This is a genomic window from Leptospira ellinghausenii (assembly GCF_003114815.1).
GTDB lineage: Bacteria > Spirochaetota > Leptospiria > Leptospirales > Leptospiraceae > Leptospira_A > Leptospira_A ellinghausenii.
The window spans coordinates 179319-205716 of sequence record NZ_BFAZ01000006.1; the positions used below are offsets into that span (position 1 = coordinate 179319).

At 39.0% G+C, this 26398-nt stretch carries 25 protein-coding genes; 17 read left to right on the plus strand and 8 right to left on the minus strand.

From position 1 onward, the window contains the following. The first annotated feature begins 6 nt into the window (after positions 1 to 6). Positions 7 to 393 (plus strand): DoxX family membrane protein, encoded by a 387-nt coding sequence (locus DI076_RS06200; protein ID WP_108959092.1) that lies wholly within the window; start codon positions 7 to 9, stop codon positions 391 to 393. Between the two features lie 2 nt (positions 394 to 395). Here DI076_RS06200 and DI076_RS06205 read toward each other — a convergent pair whose 3' ends face one another. Next, positions 396 to 2591: a bifunctional SulP family inorganic anion transporter/carbonic anhydrase gene (locus tag DI076_RS06205; protein ID WP_108959093.1), complete on the minus strand. Its 2196-nt coding sequence runs from the start codon at positions 2589 to 2591 to the stop codon at positions 396 to 398. A 112-nt stretch (positions 2592 to 2703) separates the two neighbouring features. Continuing rightward, positions 2704 to 3219, minus strand: coding sequence for a hypothetical protein (locus DI076_RS06210; RefSeq protein ID WP_245918302.1), 516 nt, complete (start codon positions 3217 to 3219; stop codon positions 2704 to 2706). A gap of 197 nt (positions 3220 to 3416) precedes the next feature. Here DI076_RS06210 and DI076_RS06215 point away from each other — a divergent pair, with 197 nt between their 5' ends. From DI076_RS06215 to DI076_RS06225, 3 genes are read left to right on the plus strand one after another with little or no spacing between them, the layout of a single operon-like run. Beyond that, on the plus strand, positions 3417 to 4106 hold the full coding sequence (locus DI076_RS06215; protein WP_108959094.1) for a succinate dehydrogenase cytochrome b subunit: 690 nt from the start codon (positions 3417 to 3419) through the stop codon (positions 4104 to 4106). A gap of 18 nt (positions 4107 to 4124) precedes the next feature. After that, the gene (locus DI076_RS06220; RefSeq protein ID WP_108959095.1) at positions 4125 to 6050 is read left to right on the plus strand and encodes a fumarate reductase/succinate dehydrogenase flavoprotein subunit; all 1926 of its coding nucleotides are present in this window, start codon (positions 4125 to 4127) and stop codon (positions 6048 to 6050) included. A gap of 8 nt (positions 6051 to 6058) precedes the next feature. Then, the gene (locus DI076_RS06225; protein ID WP_108959270.1) at positions 6059 to 6790 is read left to right on the plus strand and encodes a succinate dehydrogenase/fumarate reductase iron-sulfur subunit; all 732 of its coding nucleotides are present in this window, start codon (positions 6059 to 6061) and stop codon (positions 6788 to 6790) included. Between the two features lie 70 nt (positions 6791 to 6860). On the opposite strand, the gene DI076_RS06230 is transcribed toward DI076_RS06225, so the two are convergent. From DI076_RS06230 to lepA, 4 genes are all read right to left on the minus strand, one after another. Beyond that, a complete protein-coding gene (locus DI076_RS06230) occupies positions 6861 to 7691 on the minus strand; it encodes a hypothetical protein (protein ID WP_108959096.1) in 831 nt (276 codons plus the stop codon). A gap of 18 nt (positions 7692 to 7709) precedes the next feature. Beyond that, positions 7710 to 8693, minus strand: a complete 984-nt coding sequence (locus tag DI076_RS06235) for a glycosyltransferase family 2 protein (RefSeq protein ID WP_108959097.1) — start codon at positions 8691 to 8693, stop codon at positions 7710 to 7712. Then, a complete protein-coding gene (locus DI076_RS06240) occupies positions 8690 to 9724 on the minus strand; it encodes a 1-aminocyclopropane-1-carboxylate deaminase (protein WP_245918303.1) in 1035 nt (344 codons plus the stop codon). Before DI076_RS06240 ends, DI076_RS06235 begins: the two co-directional genes overlap by 4 nt. Positions 9725 to 9835: 111 nt before the next feature. Next, the gene (gene lepA / locus DI076_RS06245) at positions 9836 to 11641 is read right to left on the minus strand and encodes a translation elongation factor 4 (RefSeq protein ID WP_108959099.1); all 1806 of its coding nucleotides are present in this window, start codon (positions 11639 to 11641) and stop codon (positions 9836 to 9838) included. Positions 11642 to 11763: 122 nt separating this feature from the next. Between lepA and eno the strand changes: the two genes are divergently transcribed. Genes eno through DI076_RS06285 form a run of 8 tightly spaced genes read left to right on the plus strand, consistent with a single transcriptional unit; the run spans position 11764 to position 19040 of the window. Then, complete coding sequence (eno, locus tag DI076_RS06250; RefSeq protein ID WP_108959100.1) at positions 11764 to 13065, plus strand: phosphopyruvate hydratase; 1302 nt, start codon at positions 11764 to 11766, stop codon at positions 13063 to 13065. Position 13066: 1 nt separating this feature from the next. Further along, positions 13067 to 13531: an FtsB family cell division protein gene (locus DI076_RS06255; RefSeq protein ID WP_108959101.1), complete on the plus strand. Its 465-nt coding sequence runs from the start codon at positions 13067 to 13069 to the stop codon at positions 13529 to 13531. Between the two features lies 1 nt (position 13532). Further along, the gene (locus DI076_RS06260; protein WP_100717015.1) at positions 13533 to 14141 is read left to right on the plus strand and encodes a ClpP family protease; all 609 of its coding nucleotides are present in this window, start codon (positions 13533 to 13535) and stop codon (positions 14139 to 14141) included. Continuing rightward, positions 14128 to 15135, plus strand: a complete 1008-nt coding sequence (locus DI076_RS06265) for a YheT family hydrolase (protein ID WP_108959102.1) — start codon at positions 14128 to 14130, stop codon at positions 15133 to 15135. Before DI076_RS06260 ends, DI076_RS06265 begins: the two co-directional genes overlap by 14 nt. A 39-nt stretch (positions 15136 to 15174) precedes the next feature. Continuing rightward, on the plus strand, positions 15175 to 16560 hold the full coding sequence (locus DI076_RS06270; RefSeq protein WP_108959103.1) for a TldD/PmbA family protein: 1386 nt from the start codon (positions 15175 to 15177) through the stop codon (positions 16558 to 16560). Next, positions 16560 to 17939 carry a TldD/PmbA family protein gene (locus DI076_RS06275; protein ID WP_108959104.1) on the plus strand — a complete coding sequence of 460 codons (1380 nt, stop codon included), beginning with the start codon at positions 16560 to 16562 and terminating at the stop codon, positions 17937 to 17939. The genes DI076_RS06270 and DI076_RS06275 overlap by 1 nt, the downstream gene beginning before the upstream one ends. A 2-nt stretch (positions 17940 to 17941) precedes the next feature. Next, the gene (locus tag DI076_RS06280) at positions 17942 to 18475 is read left to right on the plus strand and encodes a DUF4416 family protein (RefSeq protein ID WP_108959105.1); all 534 of its coding nucleotides are present in this window, start codon (positions 17942 to 17944) and stop codon (positions 18473 to 18475) included. Further along, positions 18450 to 19040, plus strand: coding sequence for a hypothetical protein (locus DI076_RS06285; RefSeq protein WP_245918304.1), 591 nt, complete (start codon positions 18450 to 18452; stop codon positions 19038 to 19040). Before DI076_RS06280 ends, DI076_RS06285 begins: the two co-directional genes overlap by 26 nt. Positions 19041 to 19050: 10 nt before the next feature. Here the strand turns inward: DI076_RS06285 and DI076_RS06290 are convergent, their stop codons facing one another. Continuing rightward, positions 19051 to 19797 (minus strand): diacylglycerol/polyprenol kinase family protein, encoded by a 747-nt coding sequence (locus DI076_RS06290; RefSeq protein ID WP_108959106.1) that lies wholly within the window; start codon positions 19795 to 19797, stop codon positions 19051 to 19053. Between the two features lie 6 nt (positions 19798 to 19803). Then, the gene (locus DI076_RS06295) at positions 19804 to 20160 is read right to left on the minus strand and encodes an STAS domain-containing protein (protein ID WP_015678196.1); all 357 of its coding nucleotides are present in this window, start codon (positions 20158 to 20160) and stop codon (positions 19804 to 19806) included. Positions 20161 to 20234: 74 nt separating this feature from the next. On the opposite strand from DI076_RS06295, the gene DI076_RS06300 reads away from it, so the two are divergent. The 5 genes from DI076_RS06300 to DI076_RS06320 all read left to right on the plus strand — a co-directional run bounded on the left by DI076_RS06300 (position 20235) and on the right by DI076_RS06320 (position 26397). Then, positions 20235 to 20558 carry a hypothetical protein gene (locus DI076_RS06300; RefSeq protein WP_108959107.1) on the plus strand — a complete coding sequence of 108 codons (324 nt, stop codon included), beginning with the start codon at positions 20235 to 20237 and terminating at the stop codon, positions 20556 to 20558. Positions 20559 to 20592: 34 nt separating this feature from the next. Next, a complete protein-coding gene (locus tag DI076_RS06305) occupies positions 20593 to 22110 on the plus strand; it encodes an LIC12015 family putative lipoprotein (protein ID WP_108959108.1) in 1518 nt (505 codons plus the stop codon). A 101-nt stretch (positions 22111 to 22211) separates the two neighbouring features. Further along, positions 22212 to 22607, plus strand: a complete 396-nt coding sequence (locus tag DI076_RS06310) for a helix-turn-helix domain-containing protein (protein WP_015678327.1) — start codon at positions 22212 to 22214, stop codon at positions 22605 to 22607. Between the two features lie 101 nt (positions 22608 to 22708). Further along, a complete protein-coding gene (locus DI076_RS06315) occupies positions 22709 to 24295 on the plus strand; it encodes a sodium:neurotransmitter symporter family protein (protein WP_108959109.1) in 1587 nt (528 codons plus the stop codon). 116 nt (positions 24296 to 24411) lie between these two features. Next, on the plus strand, positions 24412 to 26397 hold the full coding sequence (locus DI076_RS06320; RefSeq protein WP_108959110.1) for an ATP-dependent DNA helicase: 1986 nt from the start codon (positions 24412 to 24414) through the stop codon (positions 26395 to 26397). The last annotated feature ends 1 nt before the right edge of the window (position 26398 follow it).

Sequence of the window (26398 nt, forward strand, 5' to 3'; positions counted from 1 at the left end):
TAACTTATGATAGTTTTGTATACAATCGTTCGTCTTTTGTTAGGCGCCTTGTTTTTATTTTCATCTGTTGTTGTATTATTCAATTTAGTAGAACAACCTGAAGTAACTGGAAACATAAAGATATTCAATGATGGCATGAAGGCCACAGGTTATTTATTAACATTGATTAAGGTGACAGAACTTGTATGTGCTCTTGCTTTTTTATCTGGAAGATTTGTCCCTTTAGCTTCTGTTGTAATTGCACCAGTGGTGATCAATATCTTTTTGGTTCATTTGATGATTGCTCAAGATGGATTGCCAGTTGGGATATTTGTTGTCATTGCTAATGCATTCTTAGGTTATTATAATCGTTCTGCTTACAAACCGTTGTTTGTTCCAGTTCATAAAGTTTAAACTTAAAACATTGATTCACTTTTCGGTGAAGTTTGGACTGAATGAAAAAACTGAACTTCGCCCGAAGATGTATCATAAAATGCTGGGACAATTTTATATTCACCTGCATCTACCTTTCTTTTTAAAAATTCACTAGATTCCAAAATTTCATCAATCGAATTCAGCACATTGGTTTTTACCACGTGATTAAAAATATGTTCGTTTCCAGAATTTGATTGTTTTGAGTTTGGATCTGACGTTCCAATGGCTTTGTCAATTTTGTTTGTGATACTTGCTATGTTTCCATCTTTTAAAGCATAAATTGCGCTGGATACTGCACCACAATTGGAATGACCAAGTACGACGATGAGTTTGGTTCCAATTTTGGCACAAGACAATTCTAAACTTCCGAGGATTTCTTGGTTTACGATATTTCCTGCAATCCGAATGGAAATGATATCACCAAGCCCTGAATCAAAAATAATTTCTGGGCTTGTTCTTGAGTCAATACAGGAAAGGACAACTGCAATAGGATTTTGGCCAAAGGCAGTGGCGTTCACTTGGTGTTTAAAATACTTTTCAGACCATTTTCCTTTTACAAATCGTTCGTTCCCTCGTTTTAAGAATTCGAGAATATCATCAGGTGTTAACTTTTGTTGTGCTTCTTTGTCCAAGATGTTTACAAATTGCACTTGGTCACTCAGTTCATAATGGTCTTTCAAACCAACTAAATTCAGTTGGATGTTTTTTTCTAAAGCAACTACGGATTTGAATTCTTCCAATACTTCTAAAATATCGTGATCAATAAAATTACAATTAGAGGCATCTACAATGAGTTTTGCATTCTCTGGTAATGACCAAAGAGTGTCTTTGATGGAAGCTTTGTTCAAAAAAGAAACTTGGTTCGGTAATTCGATGCGGATTGTTTCTCCGATATTTAAGTTTTCTGTTTCAACAGAAAATGGATTTTTGTAATTATTTTTTAAGATAAAAATGAAACTAATACAAAGTCCAATTAACACACCGGTTAATAAGTCTGTAAAAATAATGGCAAGAATGGTTGTTATAAAAGGTAAAAATTGATAAAGTCCCTTTTTATACAATGATTTGTAAACAGATAAGTTTGTGAGTTTGAAACCAGTGACAACAAGTACGACTGCCAAAGAACAAAGTGGAATCAAATTCAAAAAGGAACTCAAAAAAAGAATGCTCATAGCAAGTAAAACACCATGAACCATTGTGGATAATTTTGTTTCAGCTCCTGTATAAATATTCACAGAACTTCTGACAATGACGGAAGTGATGGGTAGTCCGCCAATGAGCCCAGATAAACTATTCCCCACTCCTTGTGCTATTAGTTCACGGTTAGGTGATGAGAGTCTTTTGTGTGGGTCAATTCGTTCGACAGCATCTAAGTTCAGTAATGTTTCCAATGTAGCAAAAGCCGCAATAGAAAATGCAAAATACCATACTTCCGATTGGCCAATCATCGAAAAATTGGGAAACACAAAAATACTCTCCCAGTTGCTCACATTGGGAATTGTTACCAAATGTTTTTCTGTTAGATAAAACTCTGGTTTAAAATTCTTAAAAATTTGGTTACATACAATTCCGATGAGAATCACTAAAATGGGAGATGGAATGTATCTGAGCGCTTGCCATTTTAACTTATCATACACAAACATCAGTGACAATGAGATGGTGGAAATGATCACTGCTCCCCAAGAAAAATATTTGTGAATGTTCAATAATTCCGAAAATGTATTTTCGCCATCCCTTTGGAAAAAAATAAAATCTTCTTCTGGATTGATATCAAATCCGACAGAGTGTGGGATTTGTTTTAATATCAGGATGATCCCTATGGATGCGAGTAAACCTTGGATTACATTGGAAGGTACGTAGTTTGCGATAAAACCAAGTCGTAAAACACCAAGTCCTATTTGGATAAAACCAGCTAAAAATACGGATAATAAAAAAGTTTGGTAGTCGCCTAACGCAGTGGTTGCGGCAATGACTAACGTTACAAGGCCGGCAGCCGGACCACTCACACTTGTTCGAGAATGGCTAAGGAAACCAACTACAAACCCACCAATGATTCCAGAGATCACTCCTGATAATAAAGGTGCACCACAAGCAAGTGCGACTCCTAAACAAAGAGGAAGAGCTACTAAAAATACAACGAGTCCAGACGGAATGTCTTGTTTTAAATGGGAAAACATAACGGTCTAGAAACGGTATTTTCACTCGTATCCTTTGTCAAGACGAATGGATGAAACTAGTCGATTCTAATGTAACAATTTGTTCGCTGGTATTTGAGTGGAATTAAACTGTTTAAAGCCAAATTACGACATCATCGATGTCATCTTCACTGATCACATGGCGTAATTTGTCTTCTGTTGTGAAAGAGATCGAATGGATCGAAATCGAATCCCATAACTGGCTGTAAACAAAGGGACCAACATGGCATTTATAAATTGTATCAGGCATAATGGTTTTGGGAATCAAACAAATTAACTCAGGAGTTTTCTGCTCATCGGGGATCAAAAATTGACGATTTTGGTCACTGGCAAAAAATAAAATCTGGAATTTGTTAATCTTAATCTTTGTTAGGTTTTCTGTTTTGATAAAAAGCTGAAGTTCTTTTTTATCCCTATTATGCCTGGGTCGGATCGATACAAGGATGGGCAAACCTACTCCCTTTAGATACTCTTTCCTTGTATCTACGTTGGTTTTGACACGAGTGGGACCACATGTAAAGAATACAAGGCATGTCACAAACAAGGACAAGTACAAGCGGTTTTGGATGAAAATTGTGGGGATGGGTTTTTTCCCTTGGAGGTTAAACAAACTTTGTTTATCATAAATTGCCGGAGAAGGAACTCAATCCCTTTTCGTACTCCATTCCGCATCTCTTCTTTATTGAGAAACAAACTCAATATCTCATTTTAAACCTGCCAAGATTTATGAATTTACGGAAAGTGGAATCTGTCTAATTTTGGACGTAATAGAAAAATTTACACCTATACTCTAACAGGAGCTCTTCAATGACGTTGAGTCTAGACTTCTTTCGATCCTCAATTGGAAAGAAGATCATAATGGCCATTACCGGATTTATCTGGTTTGGATTCGTGATCCTTCATATGGTCGGAAACCTTCAAGTTTTCCAAGGACCAGAAAAATTAAACACCTACGCAAAGTTTCTCAAAGATTTAGGACCCCTTCTTTGGGTAGCACGGATTGGACTCATCGTGGCTTTTTTTGGACACGTATGCACTGCCATCCTCCTAAAACTAGAAAACAGCTCTGCTAGACCCGTCTCTTACGCAAAGAATACAACTATCCAAGCATCGTTTGCATCTCGCACGATGGCTTATAGTGGATTATTACTTTTAACCTTTCTCGTTTACCATTTAGCTCACTTTACTTTGGGTTATACCAACCCTGACCACTACACTCACGAATACATTCTAAAGAATGGTGATGTCGTGCATGATGTGTATGCTATGGTCATCCTCGGATTCCAAGACCCAACAATAGCAATCAGTTATATTGTGTTTATGGTTTTCCTTGCGTTACATTTTTCCCATGCACTGGGTTCCATGTTACAGACTCTTGGGATCCTTGCCCCAAAACACAATCCCACAATTCAAAAAATTTCCACAGGACTTGGACTCCTTGTTTTTGTTGGAAATTGTTCCATGCCACTCTCGATTTTACTCGGGTATGTTCGCTAAGGGGTTTTAGGAGAGAATATGAAATTAGATTCAAAAATACCATCAGGCCCATTAGAACAAAAATGGGACAAACACAAACAAGACATCAAATTAGTCAATCCGGCTAACAAACGTAAGTACAAAGTAATCATCGTAGGAACAGGTCTTGCTGGTGCATCAGCCGCAGCAACTCTTTCCGAACTCGGTTACCAAGTATCCGTATTTTGTTTCCAAGACAGCCCAAGACGTGCACACTCGATCGCGGCACAAGGTGGAATCAATGCGGCAAAGAATTACCAAAACGACGGTGACTCTGTTTACAGATTGTTTTATGACACCGTAAAAGGTGGAGACTTCCGTGCGAGAGAAGCAAACGTATATCGTTTAGCACAAGTATCAACAAACATCATTGACCAATGTGTGGCGCAAGGTGTTCCGTTTGCTCGTGAATATGGTGGAACACTCGCCAACCGTTCGTTTGGTGGAGCTCAAGTTTCTCGTACTTTCTATGCAAAAGGCCAAACGGGTCAACAATTGCTCCTTGGTGCCTATTCTGCTCTAGAAAAACAAATCTCTCGTGGTGCTGTGAAAATGTACCCAAGAACAGAGATGTTAGAGTTAGTGCTTGTGGATGGCCATGCCAAAGGGATTGTCGTCCGTGACTTAGTGACTGGCGAAATTTCTTCCCATGCTGGTGATGCGGTGATTTTGGCTAGTGGTGGTTACGGTAACGTATTTTACCTTTCTACCAATGCAAAAGGATCCAACGTAACAGCAACATACCGTGCTTATAAAAAAGGGGCAGCGTTTGCAAACCCTTGTTACACACAAATCCACCCAACTTGTATCCCACAATCGGGAGACTACCAATCTAAACTCACTCTGATGTCAGAATCGCTCCGAAATGACGGACGTGTTTGGGTACCTAAGAAAAAAGATGACCTTCGCCCTCCTCACGAAATCCCAGAGGAAGAAAGAGATTATTACTTAGAAAGAAAATACCCGTCCTACGGTAACCTTGCTCCTCGTGATATTTCATCGCGTTCAGCAAAAGAAGCTTGTGACAATGGTCTCGGTGTAGGCCCAAAAGTTGGGGACAAACGCCTCGGTGTGTATTTGGATTTTTCTGATTCCATCAAACGATTGGGAGAAAACGTTGTTGCTGACCGATACGACAACCTCTTCCAAATGTATGAGCGCATCACTGGCGAGAACCCATACAAAGTGCCAATGCGAATTTACCCTGCGGTTCACTACACTATGGGTGGTCTTTGGGTCGATTATAACCTCATGTCCAATATCCCTGGTCTCCATGTTCTTGGTGAAGCAAACTTCTCTGACCATGGTGCCAACCGTTTAGGGGCATCCGCTCTGATGCAAGGTCTTGCAGATGGATACTTTGTGATCCCTTACACAATTGGTGATTATTTTGCCAAAGAAGGAGCCAAAAACATTTCTACAGACCGCCCTGAATTCAAAGAAGCAGAGGCTCGTGTTCGTGAAATGACAAACAAACTTCTAACGATCAATGGTAACAAAACACCAGATGATTTTCATCGAGCGCTTGGAAAGATCATGTGGGACCAATGTGGTATGGCAAGAAACGAAAAAGGCCTAAAAGATGCTTTGAAAAAAATCCCTGAACTCCGTGAAGAATTCTGGAAAAATGTAAAAGTTGCCGGTTCCGGTTCGGAACTGAACCAAGAGTTAGAAAAAGCAGGTCGTGTTGCCGACTTCTTGGAATTTGGTGAACTCATGTGTCTCGATGCACTCACAAGAGAAGAATCTTGTGGTGGTCACTTCCGCGAAGAACACCAAACAGAAGATGGCGAAGCAAAACGTAACGATGATAAATTCTGCCACGTATCCGCTTGGGAATACCAAGGAGAAGGAAAAACTCCAGTAGAACACCGAGAAAAACTCGAATACGAAAACATCCACTTAGCCGTAAGGAGCTACAAATAATGGATACAATGAAGTTACACCTTAAAGTTTGGAGACAAAAAGATAAAAACGACAAAGGTCGTATGGTCAGTTACGAAGCAAACAACGTAAATGAACATATGTCCTTTTTGGAAATGCTTGATGTTGTGAACGACGGCCTCATCAAAAAAGGAGAAGACCCAATTGCTTTCGACCACGACTGTCGCGAAGGAATTTGTGGGTCATGTTCTATGGTGATCAACGGTGTTCCTCATGGTCCAGAAAAAGGAACCACCACTTGCCAATTGCATATGCGTAAGTTCAAAGATGGCGATACGGTTGTCATCGAACCATGGCGTGCAAAAGCCTTCCCTGTTACAAAAGACCTAGTTGTGGACAGATCTGCCTTTGACCGCATCATCCAAGCGGGTGGTTACGTGAATGTAAACACTGGGGGAGCTCCAGACGGAAACGCACTTCCAATTCCAAAAGTGGATGCAGACCTTGCTATGGATGCTGCAACTTGTATAGGTTGCGGGGCTTGTGTTGCTGCTTGTAAAAATGCATCGGCAATGTTATTTGTTTCGGCGAAGGTTTCTCACCTAGCTCTTTTACCACAAGGTGTTGTGGAGAAAAAAGAAAGAGTTCGTAAAATGGTAAATGCAATGGACAAAGAAGGATTTGGAAATTGTACAAACCAGTATGAGTGTGAGGCTGCATGCCCGAAAGAAATTTCGGTCAATTTTATCACTCGTCTGAATAGAGAATACATTTCCAGCTAAACCGTTGGAATTGTTCATTTGAAAGTAAAAAAACCCGGAAATAAAGCCCCGGGTTTTTTTATGCCTAAATTTAAACTTTGAAGAGTTTGTTATTTGTTTTTTGGAATACTTTCATCGTTTCCAATTCTTTTGAAAACAATTTTAGGATATATTCCGCACGTTCCTTGTCTTCTCCTTTGAGAGAAGTGAGATAAGTTGACGACTTTGTTTTGATGTCTTCAGCTACCACAAAATTACGTTGGATCAATGCATGTTGTCCTTTTGTTAAAAACGCATAAAATTTTTCTAAAGGATGTTTTGTTTCATCTTTAAGGATTTTATCGAGTAAAGGCTCCACCAGTTGGTCGTTATTTGGATCTTCATCCATTAAATACAAATTTGCTAAGCTAAGTAATTTACCTTCTTGCTTATATTCTGTTTCTTTTTTATCCGAATATAAGTCCTCAAAATAAACAAATCGATTGGACTTTACTTGGCAAATCGTCGCCAGTTGTTTTTGGAAATCACTCGTGTCAATTTTATTCGTCTCTACATTAAAATTGGTGACAACTAGGAAGAGTAAATCTCCCTCTTTTTCAATGTAACGAAATCCAATGATGAGATCTGCATCTTTCTCAAACCCAGGTAAATAAATTTGATTCGGGTGTTCTTTGGAAGCATGGGTGATCATAAAATCCACCATGGATTCAATTTCACTTGGAGAAAAATCCAACTTCAAATGTCTGAAAATTCGCATTTCCAAAATATGACTTAGGTAATAAGGATTGGTCTCCGTTGGAAAAGGAACATTATTCACGGAAACCCGAAACCGAATGTCATAAGGAGGATTTGTTTCGGAATGGATCGGGACAATCAGCGTAAAGGTGAAAAAAATAACTAATAATATCAGAAGTTGTTTCATAGAGGCCTCAATTCTCGATTAGAATAAGGAGTCATCTAACAAAGTCAACAAATCCTTTTGGGGAATGGGTTCATCTTTCAAAAAGAGTGATTGGAAATGGATTAAGAATTGAACCTCTTTACCTCGTTTTTTCCTTCCTTGGACCAAAGTATCCATGCGTTCCAAGATAGCGTCTCTCAGTAAACTTCGTGAATTTCTCTGAAAACTTTGATCCTCATCAGAAAGATATTTTTCTTCTTGGATGGATTCCTTACTAGAGATGGATTCGTTTCTGATTGATAACAAAGAATACAACCGAAATCGTTCGATGGCTTGGAATTGATTGGAAAGTTGGTCTTCATGGCCACCATACCGAACGAGTAGGTTTTCTTCCAATAGGCCAATTGGAAATTGTTTTAAAAGGATTCGATTCCATAAATCATAGTCCTCACAAGTTTTCATCTCCTCTCGAAAGTTTCCCACTAGTTCCCAAGTTTTTTGATGAGCCATAAAACTGGAACAAGTGACCATACAAATTTCTAAGGATTCTTTTAAAAAATGACCCGAAAGTTTTTGATACTTTCCTTTTGGTTCGAGGAGATTTCCTTTTTTGTTCCAAACTTCCTTGGTTTGAGAAAACAAAATTTCTGGGTGGTCGTTATGGAATTGGATTTGTTTGGTAAGTTTTTCTGGATACCACTCATCATCAGAATCTAACAAAGTGATCCACTCTCCCTCCGATTTCCCAATCCCAAAATTACGTGCATGGCTCACTCCCCTATGTTCTGTTTGGTGGATCTGGATCGATTTATTGTAGCGACCAAAGGATTGGATTTGTCGTTTCCAACTGGGAAGATTCGCCAAAAGAAAGGGCCAGGTATTGTCTGTTGATCCATCATCTATGATATGGAGTTCCCAATGGGGATACGTTTGTCCTAAGACGGATTGGATGGCACGCTCGACCAGATGTTGTCTGTTATGCGTTGGTAATAAGATTGATATGAGTGGAGTTTTTGAGTTCATGATGGTATCTGCGGGGAGAGTACTAAATCTAAGTGTTGGATTTGTCCTCCTTGGTGGAGATAATACAATGGAAGTTTAGGATCTACTTCGTTTGATCGTTTTTCTATTGTTAGGATGTTGTGGACAGTTTTAGCACTATAAATGGGTTCCAATAGGACTTGGTTTTCTTTGTAATACTCCTCGATCCAATTTTCAAAAAAAGGATTTTGTTTCCCAAACCGAATTGTTTGTTTCATTTTCGGTTGCGAGTTTTCGTTTAATCCATCGGTGGTTACAGGTAACGAAGGATCATTATTTGTGATTTCAATCAGATTCTCTTCACAGATGGGTATTTGTTTTAAGCCAAGTTTTGTTTGTAATTCTCTTGTTTTGTTTAACCATGTTTTTTTGGATTCACCAACCATCACAGCTTGGACAAGGATGGAAGATAGGTGAAACTGATTGTAAGCAGATAAAAAACTCACTCCAGATCCGATTTCTATCTGTAGGATGGCTCTTGTAGTTTGTGGTGATTTCGTTATTTTTCTTTCACCAAGGTCCATATAGATTTTTTGCTCCAGATCCTGCCAAAATTGAGAGAGTCCAAGAATTTGGCCAGGGTGGACACCAAATTCGGGTAAAGAAAGTCCATCGAATGATTGACTCCTGACTCTAAATGCATCCAAGGCAAGGGACCGATTCGCATAACATTGGAACCTGTGAGAATGATTTCTCACCAAACGTTCGTTGTATGTTCTTAAATTCGGATTTTTTGTGTAAGCAATGGTTTCGACAAAAAAACCAAAGATTCTCAAGATAGAAGTAAAACTTGCGAGGTAGTTCCCATGGATAGAACCCCAAAGGAGAATCTGTTTGATTCCCTTTTTTTTGGCATCACGAATAATGCCAAAAACTTTTCGCCATTTAGTCCCAAATCCAAAAGGAAGTAGGTCATCGCGGACCATTGTAAAATCAACGAATTTGGTCATTCGAATCGGAAGATCTGGATAACCAGTGGGAAACATCGATTTTAAATGTATCTCTACTTCCATATAAAAATCAATAACAGTTCGTTAGGCGAAAAAAGTTTTACGAGTTTTTTCTTTGGAAGGAATCAAAAACTCTTTTTGTGCCTTAAAACTTTTTAGGCACAATTGGATCGTTTAATCTCCTGTTTTGAGAATGGATAAAAAGGCTTCTTGTGGGATTTCCACGTTTCCGATTTGTTTCATTCTCTTCTTTCCTTCTTTTTGTTTTTCGAGGAGTTTTTTCTTACGAGAAATATCACCACCGTAACATTTTGCAGTTACGTTTTTACGAAGGGCAGAGATACTTTCACGGGCCACTACTTTTGATCCAATGGCAGCTTGTAAAGGGATCATAAATTGGTGTCTTGGGATGAGGTCTTTTAGTTTTTCAATGATGACCCTGCCCCTTTCCTCTGCCTTGGATTTATGCACAATGGAAGATAATGCATCCACTGGTTCCCCATTCACAAGGATGTCCATTCTTACGAGTTTCGAATCACGGTAACCCACTTCTTCATAATCAAGTGAGGCATATCCTTTTGTGTATGATTTTAATTTGTCATAAAATTCGAAGATCAATTCCGCCAAGGGAAGTTCATAGGTTAACTGCAATTTGTCTTTGGATAAATAGACTGTATCCATGTGGATCCCACGTTTTTCGATCACGAGGGACATGATATTTCCCACATAGGATTCTGGGGCAATGATTGTCGCTTTGACAAAGGGTTCTTCCGATTTTCCAATGAGAATGGGGTCTGGCCATTTACTAGGGTTATCCACTTCGATCACATCATCTTTGGTTGTCGTGATGCGAAATTTTACCGATGGAGCTGTTGTGATGAGAGCAAGGTTAAATTCTCTTTCCAATCGTTCTTGAACGATCTCCATATGAAGGAGGCCAAGATACCCTACGCGGAAACCAAATCCTAGGGCGGCTGAATTTTCCCTTTCGAAAGTGAGAGCAGAGTCATTTAACTTTAATTTTTCGATAGCATCTACTAGGGCATCAAAGTCCTCCCCATTGATAGGAAATAATCCTGCAAATACCATAGGTTTTGCGTCTTTAAATCCTTTCACGTCTTCTGCTGTTTGGCGATTGGCATGAGTGATGGTATCTCCCGTTTTGGCATCTCCCATCTTTTTCATTCCGGCGACTACATACCCTACATCCCCTGCTTGGAGTTCTTCGCAAGCCACCATAGAAAGTCTGTTGATCCCCACTTCCGTCACAGTAAACTGGCGACCAATGTTCATCATATGGATCATTTCTCCTTTACGAAGTTTTCCATCATATAACCGAACTTTGGCGACAACACCCATATAGGTATCGAAAAAAGAATCGTAGATGAGTGCTTTCAGTGGAGCATCCACATCCCCTACTGGTGGTGGAAGTAAGTAACAAATGGCTTCGAGTACTTCCTGGACATTTAGTCCTGTTTTTGCTGAAATCGGAATTGCCTCTTCTGGGTTTAGGCCAAGCGACTCTTCGATCATGAGTTTACATTTATCAATGTCTGCAGAGGGAAGATCAATTTTATTGATGACAGGGATGATGCGAAGGTCTAGGTCCATCGCGAGGTATAAGTTAGCGAGTGTTTGGGCTTCGACTCCTTGGCTTGCATCTACGATGAGGAGGACCCCTTCACAAGCAGCAAGAGAACGTGACACTTCGTACGTGAAGTCGACATGGCCTGGGGTATCAATTAAATTTAGGTGGTAGACGTTTCCGTCTTTGGCGTGGTAATCGAAAGAAGCATTGTTTGCTTTGATCGTGATCCCACGTTCCCTTTCGATGTCCATGGAATCGAGGATTTGGTCTTTTTTCGTTCGTTGGTCCGTGACAAGACCAATCTCAAGCAAACGATCCGCCAGAGTGGACTTTCCATGGTCGACATGGGCGATGATGGAAAAATTGCGGGTGAATTTTTGGCGTTCGTTCACGGTTCCCTCTTCTTTTTAAGTCATTTTCCTGGAACGAGGCTCTTTGTCGAAAAAGTTTATTGTCAGAGGCTTAAATTTCCTAAGACTGGAAGGAAATTATCCCTTAGGAGAAACAATTCCCGATGTCCCAAAAAGATAGCATACGTTCCGTCAAAGCCCGTGAAATTATGGATTCCAGAGGAAATCCAACCGTTGAAGTGGATGTCACTTTGGAAGACGGTTCGTTTGGTCGTGCGGCGGTTCCCTCTGGGGCATCCACTGGTGAACATGAAGCTGTAGAACTTCGTGACGGTGATAAAAAAAGATACTCCGGAAAAGGAGTTCTGAAAGCAGTCGATAACGTTAATTCTAAAATTTCTAAATCTATACTGGGTCTCTCTGCTACAAACCAACTCCTCGTTGATGGAACCATGATTTCTCTCGATGGGACTTCCAATAAATCTAAGTTAGGTGCTAATGCAATCTTAGGTGTGTCGATGGCAGTCGCAAAAGCAGCGGCAGCACATTCTGGCCTTCCTCTCTATCGTTATATCGGAGGGACTTTTGCTCGTGAACTTCCAGTTCCTATGATGAACATCATCAATGGTGGAGCTCATGCGGACAACAACATCGACTTCCAAGAATTTATGATCCTTCCTGTATCCGCGCCGAACTTTCGTGAAGCACTTCGTATGGGTGCGGAAGTGTTCCATAGCTTAAAAACAGTGTTAAAGGGCAAAGGCCTCAATACTGCGGTTGGTGACGAAGGTGGATTTGCTCCAAACCTGACAAGCAATAGCGAAGCCATCGAAGTGATCCTAACTGCGATTGAAAAAGCTGGGTACAAACCAGACCTCGATATCAAAATTGGTCTCGATTGTGCTGCTTCTGAGTTTTATGATGAGAAAAAGAAAAAGTATGTTCTCAAAGCCGAAAAAAAACCAGAAAAGACTGCCGAAGAACTCGTAGAATACTACTCAAATTTAGTGTCCAAGTATCCGATCATTACCATGGAAGACGGTCTGGATGAAAACGATTGGACAGGCTGGAAAAAACTTTCCGAAAAACTGGGGAAAAAGATCCAACTTGTGGGGGATGATTTGTTCGTAACCAATATCACAAAACTCTCTAAAGGGATCGAAAAAGGGATTGGTAACTCCATTCTCATCAAAGTGAACCAAATTGGAACTCTCACAGAAACCCTCAGTGCGATTGAAATGGCAAAAAAAGCTCAGTACACTGCTGTTGTGTCCCATAGATCGGGAGAAACGGAAGATGCAACGATTTCTCATATCGCTGTTGCGACAAACTCAGGTCAGATCAAAACGGGTTCCTTAAGCCGAACTGACCGAATTGCCAAGTACAACGAACTCCTTCGTATTGAAGAAGAACTCGGGAAAAATGCAACATACAGTGGAGTGGGTACGTTTTACAACCTAAGATAAAATGACAGCAACCAAAGCCTCTCTTCTTTTAACCTATGTTTGTGCTTGTCTTTACCTCGGACTTCTGTCCGAGTCGGGGGTTGCGGAACGTATGCGTTTAGAAAAAGAACTCACAAATCTCAATGCAGAGGTGGAGAGGCTTGTGGTAGAAAACCAAGGGCTCGAAGAAAAGGAAAGGTTACTCAAAAACGATGCCTATGCCTTGGAACAAGAAGCGCGGAAGTACTACCTACTTTCAGAAACAGCACATGTGCTAAAATTTGAAGAATTTCCAGAGAAAACTGGTGCCAAACCAAAGGTTCTTCCTACTTCCATCCGTGAAGCGGGTTTAGGTGGCGAGTGGAAAGAACCACCTCTATTTTTGTTACGATTCTTTTTTATTTCTTTCAGTGTTTTCCTGATTCTAGGTGTGTACTACAAGCTGAAACGCTTGCCTCATACGTCTAACCAGAAAAGACTGAACTAATATGCCAGAAGAAGAAACACCAGAAAAAGAAATCACCGAAACCATCCAAGACCTCATTAGCGACAAAAACATGGGAAAGAAGTTCCTGGAAAAACGGAAAATCTTTCTCTGGGGTCCTGTCACTGACGAATCCTCCAAGGAACTAACAGCCAAACTCATGTATTTAGAGATGGTTGATCCTGGAAAACCAATTACATTTTATATCAATAGCCCTGGTGGTGTTGTTACCTCCGGACTTGTCGTGTATGATACCATGCAAATGATATCCTCTCCAGTGCACACAGTGTGTATGGGTATGGCTGCCTCGATGGGATCTATTCTCCTCATTGGTGGCAAAAAAGGAAATCGTTACATATGGCCCAATGGTCGTGTGATGATCCACCAACCTTCTATTGGTGGACAAATCCAAGCACCTGCAACGGATTTACTCATCCATGCACAGGACATAGTCAAAACCAAAGAAAAACTCAATCAGATGTTAGCGGAAGCTTGTGGAAAATCCTACGAACAATTGGTGGAAGACACTGATCGCGATTATTATATGGATGCAGAACAAGCACTTGCTTATGGCATCGTGGATAAAATCGTAAACACAATTGACGTCGTCTAACAAAGAGTTTAAACCTAGAAGATTTTTAGAAGGTCGTCACCTTCAAACTGTCTACAATGTACTTTTTCCTCCAGACAATGCACTGGAGGATGAGTATTATTCAGAAAGTATCCTCATTCCCACAAACGATGGGTCTGGGGATATGCTTTGGCTCGAACACAACCCCCCTCTCTCACAAATCCGAAAACACGCTTCTGCTTGGAATGGATCCTACATCATGCTTGTACATGGTATGGAAGGAAGTTCCGAGTCCCATTATATGGTAAGTGTGGGAAAAGAAGCCTTGAACCGAGGTTATGGGGTGATTCGTATGAACCTTCGGAATTGTGGTAGAGGTTTAGGCCTTGCAAGAAAGCCATATAACGCTGGTCAATCGGAAGATATCGAAGCAGTATTGAAATACATTTATAAACATTTTTCGAGATCCATTTTTGTCTCAGGATTTTCTTTATCAGCCAATATGGTATTAAAGTTTTTTGGAGAAAAAAGAGAACATTATGCGAAGGCATTTACAGCCACTTCTCCCCCCCTAGACTTAAAACGTAGTTGTGATTTTATTGATTCACGTGCTGGGAATTTTTACAGAGATCACTTTTTGGAAACAATGAAGGAAAAGGTTTCCGAAGGGATTTATGATTTGTCTGAAAAACAGAAAGAACAAGTCCTTCGTAGTAAGTCTTTTTTCGATTTTGATGATTTTTTTACGGCACCAATTTCTGGTTATACGAATGTTCTGGAATATTACAATATTTGTTCCAGTTTAAAATATTTACCTGGGATTAAACTCCCTGGACTCATTGTTCATGCTGATGATGATCCCGTTGTTCCCTCCGAAGTATGGCATGAAATTCGTTGGAAGTCTTTCCCCATGTTACAGACTGTCCTAACAGAAAAAGGTGGTCATGTAGGTTTTATCAGTGATCCATCTCCTGATAATCCTGAAGGTCGCTGGTTACCCAAGATACTTCTCGATTTTTTTGATTCCAAAATCTAATTTCATTAAATAATACAATAGAACGTAGGATGGTATGTGATGCGTGACCTTTTAAAAGAATGTTTATCGGAAGAATCTGGGTTTGTTGAATTACGATACCACCACAAAGAAAGTCGTTCCTTTTTTGCAGAACGAGGGCGAGTGGAATCCACTGCTTTACGGAAACGCACTGGGGTTGGAGTTCGGGTATTAGAATCAGGAACTTGGGGTTTTGCTTCTACAAGTGAAGTCACAAAAGCTTCCATCCAAAACGCGATCCAAATCGCAAAAAAAGCAGCTAGGCTTTCCTCTGCCCTTCGCAAAGATAAAATCCCGAATTTACCAAAGGCTAATTTTGCAGTTGGTGACTTTATTGGAAGAGGGATAGAAGATTTTCGTTCTCGTTCTGTGGAAGAAAAGTTGAAAATGGTCCTTGATATCCAAAACGAAGCGACTAAACAATCCGCCAAACTCCAGTCAGTTGGTTGTGGGTATTCTGAAATTTATGAAGAAAAAGCCATTGTTACAACAGACGGAGCAGATAGTTTTTTTAGTTTGGTAAGACCAGAGTTTCGAGTTTCTGCTGTCGCCAAAGAAGATGGAAAATTGGAATCAGGTTCTCATTCGATAGGTGTCACAGGTGGTTGGGACTGTTTGTTTCGGAACCAATCCCCTTCTCAAATTTCGGAAGAAGCCTGTAAAACAGCTGTGGATTTACTTTCCAGTGAACTACCACTTGGCGGGTTATCCACTGTCATCCTGAGTCCTTCCATTGTTGGACTACTTGTCCATGAAGCAATTGGACATACCGTAGAGGCAGATTTTGTGCTCTCGGGTTCTGTTGCCCAAGGGAAAATTGGCCACCGAGTTGGATCCGACTTAGTAACGTTATGTGATTCTGGGTCATCAGAATTTTATGAAGGAGCTGGTGGAACTATCCCTGTGGATGATGAAGGTGTGATTCCAACAAATACTGTCATTATCAAAAATGGAATTCTTTCCTCATACCTCCATAACCGCGAGACTGCAGAACGATTTGGTGTGGCTCCTACTGGTTCTGCAAGAGCTTGGGAATATGGAGATGTTCCTCTCATTCGTATGCGAAATACATTTTTACTCCCTGGAGATTCTAGTTTAGAAGAGATGATTGCAAACACCAAAGATGGGTATTACTTAGATGGAGCTAAGAACGGTCAAGCAGATGCGACTGGTGAGTTTATGTTTGCCGTTCAAAAAGCCTATCGCATCCAAAATGGAAAAATCACGAATTTACTAAAAGGAGTAACTGTTTCAGGTCTTGCATTTGATGTTTTACAAAATGTAGATATGGTTTCCAAAGAATTTAAATGGGATTTGGGATCGGGCCACTGCGGGAAAGGACAACCAGCAAAAGTGGATGCCGGTGGACCCTATGTTCGAACAAAAGTTTTATTAGGTGGTAAATAATGGATCGTGGTGCGATAGAAAAACGTTTAAGCGACCAAAAAGATTTACTTACCAATTTAATTTCGAAAGCAAAGTCTAACGGAATCGAACAAGTAGAGATTTATTCCAGTTATGGTTATTCAGAGGATGTAAGTTTAGAAAAAAACGATCTTAACAATTGTACAGCAACAGAAGAAAATATGTTTGGGATCCGCGTGATCCATGAAGGAAACCAAGGGTTTCTCATTTCCAATCACATTCCTAGTTTGTATACATCCATTGAAGAAGCATATCAATTGGCAAAAAGCCAGTCCACTCCAGATCCGGATTTAGTATTACCAGAAACACGACCAATCACAAACCAATTTGATACCTATGATAGTTCCCTTGATACGATTGGAATTGAAGACCTTGTTTCCTTTGCCAAAGAAGCACTTGGTTGGCGAAGTGATTTGTATGATAAAATCAATATTGATTCTGGTGACTTTTCGCTTAACAAAGGTTATAAGTTAATTGTATCTTCTAAAGGAGTGATGGCCCATGAACTTGGAGCAGAACTTTCCGCATCTGTTATGGGAATGGGTGTGGATGGCGATCTCGTTGGAAGTTTTGATTATGATTCTGCTAGTGGTTTTACAAAAGACCAATTTAAGACACTTTGGAAAAAAGCGTTTCATAATTTTGGAGATAAATGTATGGGAGCTTTGTATGCAAAACCAACAACTGGCTTCCAAGGTAAAGTTTTACTCCCACCAGATGCCGTGTATTCCTTTTTCCTAGGGCTTTTTATTGGATCCTTGAATGGAACTAGTTTACGAAAAGGAAAATCAAAAATGGCAGGGAAAATTGGTGAAAAAGTTGCCTCTTCGTTACTCTCCATTTGGGATGATCCAACAAACAAAGGTTTCATGGGATCGACTGGTTTTGACAGAGAAGGAATGCCTACCTCTTTCAAAAAAGTCTTAACTGAAGGAGTTCTCGAATCTTATTTTTATAATACATATGAAGCTAAAAAAGCGAAACTTCCCATTTCCAATGGATGTGCGACTGGAGGTGCCCAAAGCCTACCAGGTTGTGGGCCAAAACAATTACAAATAGCTCCAGGAAATGCAAACAAAGATGAGTTTTTTAAACTGCCAGGCAAAACACTTTTTGTGAATCGAATCTCAGGCACAAAAGATGGGGCATCGGGAGATTTTTCTGGTGTTGTCAAAGGTGGTTACCTCTTAGAAGGGGGTGAAAAAATCCCAGTACGCGAAGTTCAAATTGTAGGAAATGCATTTGATGCTTTAAATCAAATTGAAGCGATTGCAAAAGAGGGAGAACTCATAGGTGAATCGTCATTTGTTCCTTATATGTTACTCGATGGATTTACGATTACAGGTGTGATGGAAAACTAAACATGCCACAAGAGATTTTAGAGAGACCAGTTGGCGCTTCATTTTTTCTCATCGTATCTTACGAGAATGAAGATACACTGTTTGAATTAAAAAATTTAAGCGAAAAACGTTTTTCTAAAATACTCTATGAGTCATTAGTATTACCCAGATGGATTCCGGATGAATCGGAACGTGAGTTTGCTTACCCTGGTCGTTTTACAAAGGTTTTGTCTTTCAAACAAAGGATCCATAGAGAAGAAATAGTTGAGAAAAAAAAAGACTGTTTGGAATTCCAAACCATCCTCCAAAAAAAAGATTTAAGTACTTTATTGATTCCTGGTTATGTTACCTCACATAACATCGTCATTGCGAAATCCAAGGATGATTTTCACCGCATGTATTTATTCCAAGGAGTTTATGCGGAAACAGTTTATCATTTTTCTAGAGGGATATTACAACCTTTACCTTCTACGCAAAATTATTTCAAAGAAAAAGAGGTAGTTTATTTTTTTAATACTCTCAGGGAATCGTATGAGTTTAACAAATTTAAATCTTAATCAATCAAAATCGATTTGGAAAAAATCAAATTTTCCTTCTGTACTGATACTTTGTATTTTCTGTTTTTCTCACTGCAATTTGTCAGATGACAAAGTGTTTCAGTTTTGTGATAATTTTAATCATGAATTGAAATGTATAGAACCGAAAACGGAAAATGATATTGTTTTTTTGGATCAAACTAAATTCAAAAAAGAAAATCCAACGTATGAAGATTTTGGAAACTTTCTCTATTTCACAGCAAGAGAAACTCCTGGGTTTCGGTTGGTTTTAGATTCACCATGGAACGGAAAAACATCCGAAGAGTTTCGTAGCGAGTACAATGCCTTTTTATTATATGGGAGTACAAAAGAAAGAATGGAAGGGAATTCTTTCCAGCCAAAGACCGTGGTTTCCTTTCATTATTTAGGTGCCTTGTTAAAAGAAGAATTTCGCCATATTGGGATTGCTAAAAATCCATTCCAAATCGAAGCCTTAGGCCCTATCGTTTTGACTTATATTGTGAAAGTACCTGGTAAAGAACCAATTTCCAAAGTAAGGACAATCCAACTCCGATGGAAACCGTAACGTCTTACCTTTATTTCTGAATGTACAATCCATTTGGATCAAAGAAAAAATCCATAGGTGTATAATCCAAATATAACAATGATAATACGGAAAGGGAAATCGCTCCGACGACAGGAATCAGGAGATTGTCATCTACTAAACCTTTGGCTGTTGTGTTGGAAAAAAACTCCGTAACACAAGACAGAAGAACCGATACAAAAACAATCACGATGGGAGTCCAAGTAAATCCATGGTGGTCATACAGAGAGATAAAACTTTCAGGATGAGATTTTGTAATGAGATACAAAACAAAAACTGAAAAGATAAATGCGGGAATCAAAAATCCAAATACACCTTCAATGGATTTTCCATTGTAAAAACGATGTTTGCCATATTTACTACCCACATAAGCAGCAAACGGATCTCCAATGACTAAAAATAGAATTGCAAGGATTGCGACTTCCGCTGGAAAAAAACAAACAACGATTAGGTTCGCAAGAAAATAAGGAACTGTCCCATTAAATCGTTTGCGTTCAGATTCTTTCATTAGAAAACCAAAATACTGATAAAAAAACGCTTCAAATCCACTATGGCTCAAACGAAACAATTCCAATAGAAAAAGTGCTAAAAGGAAAATTCCAAGTGAAGTCACGAGGATGGCTCGAGTGGCATAAACAAGTCCGAATGCGTCTCGGAATGGATCCAAATACAAAGTAACTGGAATGATGAGTCCCAATACATGCCAAATTTTACGAAAAAAATTAAATCCTGAACTCATTGTGTTTTACCTACTGGGTCTGGAAGCCATTTTGAATGCAGCTTCTTCATTATTTGCGATGGGAAATAAATTGCGAACACCAGCCATCAGAAATGCTTGTCTTACACTTAATGGAAGGTTGATGAGAATGATTTTGTGTTTTTGTAAAAATGCTTCTTCATTCAATGTTTTGAAGGCAACAATGCCTTGGGTTGTGACCATGTTTAGTTCCTCTAAATCGAGAATCACTGACCCATGTTTTAAAGAATTGGTGACCGATTTGATGCACTTTTCCGCTGTGAAGTTGTTTAGATTTCCTTGTAATTTGGTTACGTAAACGGTATCAATTTTTTCAGTGGACACTACTAAATCGTCTAAACTCATAAATTTTTCTAATTTTCTTATTTCATTCTTGCACTCTATTGCAAGTAAATAAAAGTTTTGGAAGGAAGTGTGTTTTGAAGGTAACTGTTGCTCATCTCTACAAAAAACTGGAGGAACTCGACCGTGATGTTGTGGAATTAAAAAAACTCACCGACAGGCTTGCTACTGACAGAGAATATTCTCCTATCTTAAAAGAAACATTTTTATCAGAAATGTCGAAATTAGAGGACCAAAAAGCAGAGATTTTAGGCTTAAACATTGAGAAAAAAGGAACATCGGTCCATTCCTTAAAGGCAAAAACAACTGACACTCACAGTACAGAAGTCACTAAAAAAGAAATCAGTGCACCCCTTCCCCCTGAACCGAAAAAACCAGACCGACCTGTTCGCAAATATTAATTGATTTAAAGACTGTAAAAGACAAGGAACCCAAATGATTCGAAACAAACTAATACATCGAGTGATGGTACTCGGTTTAATTCTCCTGCCCCTGATCAATTGTGCAAAGGATTCTGAGATCCTAGCTACGTTCGATGGTGGGACTGTAACTCGAAGAGAGATGAATTTTGTAATTGAAGCTTCAAAACGTGGAAACACGGAACCACAACCCATTAGTGCTGACATCCAAGCCAAAATATTAGAAAGTATCGCCTTGGAAAAAATTTTACTAAAAGATGCTATCAAAGCAAATAAAGTTTCTGAAGCAGATGTAACTAAAATTGAAACGTTAGTAAAAGATTTCTTAAAACTCAATGTATATATGCGTGAGTATGTAAAAAATGGATTAAAATCAAAACCATTAGAATTTATCAACTTACAACTTGCTTTAGTCCGTGGCGAAGATGAGGCAGAGAACTTGAAAAAAGCCCAAGATCTAGCTAATCGTTTGAACACTATGTCAGACAAAGAAGTTGCCATAGAAATTGCAAAGTCAACGGATGATATGACTAGGAAACCAATCGGCGGAAAATTAGAACCTTTCTGTACCAATTGTGCAGAGACTCCGTTAGAAGACATTTTAAGTGAAGTTAAAATTGTGAAACAAGGTAAATTCATCGCCTACGCAAAACAAGGTGAAGGAAGAATTGCTTATGTAGTACGTTCTCTTGGAACGGAAAAAGTACACCCAGAAAGACTTCGTAAGTATTTTACATCAGTATTTGATGCTTTCAAAGAAGAAGCAATCGAATATGGCAAAACCCATGAAGACGCAGAAACTAAAGCAAGTATTGCATACTTTACAGAAGGTGAATCTGCTGATAAAGCGAACCAGTTTGCATCCCATACAATGAAAGAGTATGAGCAAGGTTTGTACCAAAAAGAACTTAAAAAAATCACAGAAGAAAGTGGAATCACTGTCGCAAACCTTCCTCGTTTTACTGGTCCAGATGATGTGGATCCAAAAGTATTCACTCCAGAATATAGCTTATATTCTAACAAAGATGGTAAAAGTTATACTTGGAAAGATTTAACTGCTGATTTTGATGCAATCCCATCCCAACTCAAACAAGAATACAAAACGGATAAAGCAAAAACTTGGGATATGCTGAACCTTTTCCAATCCACTATCCTCCAAGGCAAAATTGCTGAAACTTCCAAACGAGTTCAAAAAGTAGATAGTGAAATTGGTTATCTCATGCAATTGGATAAAATGAAAGTAAGTTTGGCATTAAAATCGCTACAAGATGAGATCAAAGCCATCCCAGTAACGGTAACAGAAGCTCAAATGCGTGATGCGTATGAAGCAGGAAAATTATATGCTTATTCTGACCAAGATCCTAAAAATCCACAAAATCGAATTCCAAAGCCATATACAGCTGTAAGAGAACGAATTAAATCAGAAATGGAAGGTTCACAACGAAATTCATTTATTGAACAAAAAGTTTCAGGCCTAAAAACTACTTATAACTTAGTGATCGCAAGTGATCGTCTAAAAGAAGTTACACTATAGATCCCACCAAGATTTGGAATATGGCAAAATTTTTTTATTGAATTTTGCCATATTTGACATATTTTGACTGTTAGGGGGGATAAATGAACAATCACATTTACATGCTTCGAAAGAAGAGAGGTATCAAACAGTACGATATGGCAAGGGCTTTGGGGGTATCTCCGAGTTATCTTTCCAAAATTGAGACTGGTGCCCAAGATCCGACTGAAAAGTTTAAGTCATCTTGTGCCAAGTATCTCAAGACGTCCGTTGATAAACTCTTTAACGAAAGCGCTGTGGAAGACATCTACCCTGAGTTTTCCAATGGATTGAAAAACAAACTTTGGGCAGTTCGACGTGAGTTAGGAATCAAACAATATGATTTCGCAAAGAAATTAAAAGTTTCGACTCCGTTTCTGTCAAAAGTGGAACTTGGACTTTTAGAACCACCAGAAGATTTTAAGAACCTGGTATCTAAAGTTCTCAAAATGGAAAAAAACGAGCTTTTTTTAGGCTAAATTGAAAATCACCAAAGCAAGGCTTCCAAAAGCCTTGCTTTTTCTCCCACCAAAACAAAAAGATTTTGTCACATAATTCCAAAACCATTCAATAGTCCCTGATGAAAGAGAGACAAGCGGAACACCAAGATGGTTGGGCCAGTCGAGTCGGTTTAATTTTAGCAGTTGCCAGTGGAGCCATAGGGCTTGGAAATTTTTTACGATTCCCAGGCCAAGCAGCACAAAACGGTGGTGGGGCCTTTATGGTCCCTTACATCATCAGTTTTTTGATACTGGGCATCCCTGTTTGTTTGGCAGAATGGACGATGGGAAGAATGGGTGGGAAACATGGTCATAGCACTCCTTTCATCTTTCGCGAATACCTAAAAGGATTTCCCCTTAAACTTTCTGGAACCATTGGAGTCATGATTCCCGTCATGATTTATGTGTATTATGTGTTCATCGAATCTTGGTGTTTAGCATACGCTTATTATTTCTTAACAGGCCAAATGTCATTATCTGCAACCACAAGGGATGGTATGACAAAAGAAGCCTCTTCTTTTTTTATGAGTCTGACTGGAGCTGGCGAAAACGGTTCCAGTTTCCAATCACCAATCCTCATTTTCTTTTTGATCTGTGTATTATTTAATTTTTTACTCGTTTACCGTGGTCTTTCGAAAGGCTTAGAGGCATTTGCAAAAATTGCAATGCCACTCATGGGAATTTGTGCCACAATCATCCTTGTCAGAGTTCTCACAATCCCTGGAATTGAACAGGGACTTGCGGTTATGTGGAATCCTGATTGGTCTAAACTCACTGAACCAAAAGTTTGGATCAGTGCCGCTGGGCAAATTTTCTTTTCCTTATCAACAGGATTTGGGATTGCTCTTGTATTCTCCAGTTTTCTCAAGAAAAAAGACGATGTTGTCTTATCCAGTTTGTCTTCTGCATCGCTCAATGAATTCGCAGAGGTTGTGTTTGGTGGAATGATTACAATTCCTGTGGCATTTTTATTTTTAGGCATCCAGGCAACATCTTTTGGAACTTTTGGAATGGGATTTATAGCATTACCTTCCGTATTTGGAATGATGCCAGGTGGGAATTTTTTTGGAGGACTTTGGTTTTTAGTCCTTTTCCTTGCTGCCATTACTTCTTCGGTTACCATGTTACAACCTGGTATCTTATTTTTAGAAGAAGGATACCGAATTGGAAGGCGCAAGTCTTCCCTACTGCTCTTCCTTTTTACTTTTGTATTGTGTTTGCCAATCATATACTTTAATAAAGATTTTGCCGCTTTAGATATAGCTGATTTTTATATTGGAACCATCATGATTTATATTTTGGCATCCATTCAAATCTTCATCTTTGTTTTTAAGATTGGTGTGGATAGAGGAGAGGCTGATGCTAATGAAGGAAGTCTCATTCCTTTTCCCAAACTCATAAAATTTGTTCTAAAGTACATCACACCATGGTTTTTACTTTTTATCTTTGTATCCTTTTGTTATATGAACTTACCTGAATATTTGGATAAGATGAATCCTGAGGTCATGGGTCTCCTTGCCGAAAACAAAGATCAGAATATAGACGATGCAAAAACCAAAGCTATCGTCGCAAGGTCAGTGGTAATTGGTCTGATACTCATTTATGGTTTTATTTATTTATTAGTTTCAAGAGCTCTCGATTCTAGACATGAGAAGGCTACAAAATGAACACTGCAGTTGAGCTCAATTGGCAAGGGATGATGATCATGGCAGTCTCTTTACTTTCTGTTACCAGTCTAACGGTTCTTTGTATCGTGCTTTTGTTTCGTAATAGGCATTAAAGTTTGGACGTAAATTCAGTTTTTACCAAACAACTCCCAAAACTTTGGAAGGATTACGAAGTTCGTAAAGAACAGATGGAAATGTCCGAAGCCATTGAGTCTGCCTTTAACCAAGGATCCAATTGGGTGATCGAAGCAGGTACGGGTGTAGGAAAATCTTTGGCGTATCTCATCCCCAGTGCCTTGTTTTCCTTGGAAAATGAATGTACAGTTGTTGTATCAACAGAAACAAAATCCTTACAGGACCAATTATTGTACAAAGACATTCCTCTTGTTTCAGAAGCACTTGGTGTTCCGATCAATGCAATGGTTGCTCTAGGTGCCAATAATTATTTATGCAAACGTAAATACAATCGAGTGATGGAACGTGGGGATTTTGGACCAGAAATGGAATCGTCAATTTCTTACTTCGTCAATTGGGAAAAACAAACGGAAAGTGGCATTCGTGCTGAATATGATGGGTTTTTGTCGAATTCCTTCTGGTCATCGGTAGCAAGAGAGTCTGACAATTGTTTGGGGAGAAATTGTCCCAATTTTAGTTCCTCCTATTATTTTTTAGAAAAGGAAAAATGGAAAAAAGCAAATATCTTAATTGTAAACCACCATTTACTCGCAAGTCACTTGGCCGGAGATTTTAAGCTATTACCACCATTTTCTCAATTGGTGATTGATGAAGCTCATGTGTTTCCTGAAATTGTTGGCAAAGCTTTTGGTTCAGAAATTCGATATGAACTGATTCTAAACCTTCTCCATTATTTATATTTCCCAGAAAAAAGAACAGGTCTTGTTTTAAAACTCAAATCGAATGAAAAAATCATAAAACAAATTGAAGCAAGTATCGGTTATGCGAATGATTTTTTTCGCATGTTACTGTCTGCCATTCCATTACAGTTTAATCAATTTGCCACTCGCCATACGGAGCGAATCAAACTTGATAATGGTGCATTGGAAGATACATTGGCAGATCTTTCGTCAAGTTTAGAATCCTTGTTATCAAAATACAAAAAAGATAGTGATGATATAGAAGAAAAGGAAATTGCACTGGGCCTTGAGATGGTTTCAGGAAACTTAAAAAAAGCCTCTTCCTTTCTCACTGATTTCCGTTTGAAAACAAATCCAAATTTAGTGTTTTGGATCGAACCTCCTTCGCAAGTGACAAAAGATCCATTTTATTATTTGTTTTCCCAACCGAAGAACACAGATGAGATACTAGCTAATACATTGTTCCCTAATATGGATTCCGTTGTGTTAACCTCGGCAACTCTTTCTCCAACTGCAGGTAATTTTCAGTATTTTTTGAAAGAAGTGGGAACTAGTGATGTGAAAACAAAAACGCTAAGTTCCCCGTTTCAATATAATACACATTCCCTTTTATTTGTTCCCAAACAAATTGCAGATCCAGTTTCAGATCCCAAACGAAATAAAATAGATTTATCATATTGGATCACTCGATTGTTAAAACTTTCCGAAGGAGATGCGTTTGTTTTATTTACTTCCAATAAACTCCTTTCTGAACTTTACGAAGAAATTCGGAATTTAGTTCCCTATCCTATTTTTGCCCAAACAGAAATGGGTCCAATTGCCGCCAAACGTGAGTTTCTTGCCAATCAGAATAGTGTTTTATTTGGAGTGTCTAGTTTTTGGCAAGGTGTGGATATCAAAGGAGATAAACTCAGGAATGTAATTGTCACGAAACTTCCTTTTCAAGTACCCACAGAACCAGTTTTACAGGCAAAAATGGAAGATATGGAAAAAAAAGGGAAAAGCCCCTTCTGGGAAATGCAAGTTCCTAAAACATGTTTGTTACTCCGCCAAGGGTTTGGAAGGCTTATCCGATCCCAATCCGATACAGGGATGGTGAGTATCCTCGATCCAAGGATTCATACAAAATCCTATGGAAAAAACGTCTTGCAAAGTTTACCGAAAGGAGTTCCTCTCATAACGGAATTTAACGAATTGGAAAGAAAATTCCATTTATTGCCGAAGTGAT

Coding starts and splice junctions, on each gene's coding strand:
- DI076_RS06310 (WP_015678327.1), top strand. CDS start 22,212: ATGCTTCGAAAGAAGAGAGGTATCAAACAGTACGATATGGCAAGGGCT.
- DI076_RS06255 (WP_108959101.1), top strand. CDS start 13,067: ATGACAGCAACCAAAGCCTCTCTTCTTTTAACCTATGTTTGTGCTTGT.
- DI076_RS06275 (WP_108959104.1), top strand. CDS start 16,560: ATGGATCGTGGTGCGATAGAAAAACGTTTAAGCGACCAAAAAGATTTA.
- eno (WP_108959100.1), top strand. CDS start 11,764: ATGTCCCAAAAAGATAGCATACGTTCCGTCAAAGCCCGTGAAATTATG.
- DI076_RS06215 (WP_108959094.1), top strand. CDS start 3,417: ATGACGTTGAGTCTAGACTTCTTTCGATCCTCAATTGGAAAGAAGATC.
- DI076_RS06290 (WP_108959106.1), bottom strand. CDS start 19,797: ATGAGTTCAGGATTTAATTTTTTTCGTAAAATTTGGCATGTATTGGGA.
- DI076_RS06315 (WP_108959109.1), top strand. CDS start 22,709: ATGAAAGAGAGACAAGCGGAACACCAAGATGGTTGGGCCAGTCGAGTC.
- DI076_RS06305 (WP_108959108.1), top strand. CDS start 20,593: ATGATTCGAAACAAACTAATACATCGAGTGATGGTACTCGGTTTAATT.
- DI076_RS06235 (WP_108959097.1), bottom strand. CDS start 8,693: ATGAACTCAAAAACTCCACTCATATCAATCTTATTACCAACGCATAAC.
- DI076_RS06205 (WP_108959093.1), bottom strand. CDS start 2,591: ATGTTTTCCCATTTAAAACAAGACATTCCGTCTGGACTCGTTGTATTT.
- DI076_RS06200 (WP_108959092.1), top strand. CDS start 7: ATGATAGTTTTGTATACAATCGTTCGTCTTTTGTTAGGCGCCTTGTTT.
- DI076_RS06280 (WP_108959105.1), top strand. CDS start 17,942: ATGCCACAAGAGATTTTAGAGAGACCAGTTGGCGCTTCATTTTTTCTC.
- DI076_RS06225 (WP_108959270.1), top strand. CDS start 6,059: ATGAAGTTACACCTTAAAGTTTGGAGACAAAAAGATAAAAACGACAAA.
- DI076_RS06270 (WP_108959103.1), top strand. CDS start 15,175: ATGCGTGACCTTTTAAAAGAATGTTTATCGGAAGAATCTGGGTTTGTT.
- DI076_RS06285 (WP_245918304.1), top strand. CDS start 18,450: ATGAGTTTAACAAATTTAAATCTTAATCAATCAAAATCGATTTGGAAA.
- DI076_RS06295 (WP_015678196.1), bottom strand. CDS start 20,160: ATGAGTTTAGACGATTTAGTAGTGTCCACTGAAAAAATTGATACCGTT.
- DI076_RS06220 (WP_108959095.1), top strand. CDS start 4,125: ATGAAATTAGATTCAAAAATACCATCAGGCCCATTAGAACAAAAATGG.
- DI076_RS06260 (WP_100717015.1), top strand. CDS start 13,533: ATGCCAGAAGAAGAAACACCAGAAAAAGAAATCACCGAAACCATCCAA.
- DI076_RS06230 (WP_108959096.1), bottom strand. CDS start 7,691: ATGAAACAACTTCTGATATTATTAGTTATTTTTTTCACCTTTACGCTG.
- DI076_RS06240 (WP_245918303.1), bottom strand. CDS start 9,724: ATGGAAGTAGAGATACATTTAAAATCGATGTTTCCCACTGGTTATCCA.